Origin of the sequence: Vibrio sp. D401a (genome assembly GCF_030248515.1) — a bacterium.
In the GTDB taxonomy this organism is placed as follows: domain Bacteria; phylum Pseudomonadota; class Gammaproteobacteria; order Enterobacterales; family Vibrionaceae; genus Vibrio; species Vibrio rotiferianus.
Map to the genome: position 1 here is coordinate 1 of NZ_JAHGAI010000089.1, position 680 is coordinate 680.

Sequence of the window (680 nt, forward strand, 5' to 3'; positions counted from 1 at the left end):
ACGCATAGTAAAAATGCCATGCGTTGCGAATCACTCTTAAACAGTTTGTTATGTGTTACAACTAAGGTGACTTTTATTTTTATCTTCCTACATTGACTACATCATTCACACCAATGCTAAATTTTGCCTCAGTACGTTTTATACATGTATTACTAAAAAGTGAAAAATCAATTTCCCTTGATAATTCACTATATTTAATAACTTCGTCATCATTAGCAAATAATAAAAGTGTAATACTATCTAAATCTGATATTCTACTTAGATTCTCAGCATCCCAGTCGAATCCCAGTAAAGAACGAGCAGCAGTATTATTGGAGTACGGACCTAAAAAGCAGACTCGATTCCAGTCACCTTCGACAACTTCAGAAAAATCAACACTACTGTCATTTAATCTTAGTTGTATCTCATTTGTATCTGAACAGGATACTTGAAGTAAAATAAAGAAAATCATAACCAATTTTTTCATTTTTTCTTCTCTTTCTTTATTACCTTAAGACGACCTGCTAGCAATGAAGTGTAACAATAATGTGCAAGTTTATCATTACTCGCCATCGATAACCCTAACCGAATACCAACTTTATTATTGTGTAAATCCATGACCTTTTCATTTTCTGGGTTTTCCGGAAAGTCTTCATGTGCTGTCGTAAATTCGAGAGCATTTTTGTATCCAATGTCACGAG

The 680-nt window shown here is 33.4% G+C and carries 1 protein-coding gene and 1 pseudogene; both read right to left on the bottom strand.

Features of this window, described 5'->3' with window-relative positions; translation table 11 throughout:
• Nucleotides 1-79 precede the first annotated feature (79 nt).
• On the bottom strand, nt 80-466 hold the full coding sequence (locus KIV41_RS24420; RefSeq protein ID WP_017420617.1) for a hypothetical protein: 387 nt from the start codon (nt 464-466) through the stop codon (nt 80-82).
• A pseudogene (locus KIV41_RS24425) lies at nt 463-680 on the bottom strand (hypothetical protein); the annotation flags it as partial. The pseudogene KIV41_RS24425 and the gene KIV41_RS24420, both read right to left, overlap by 4 nt.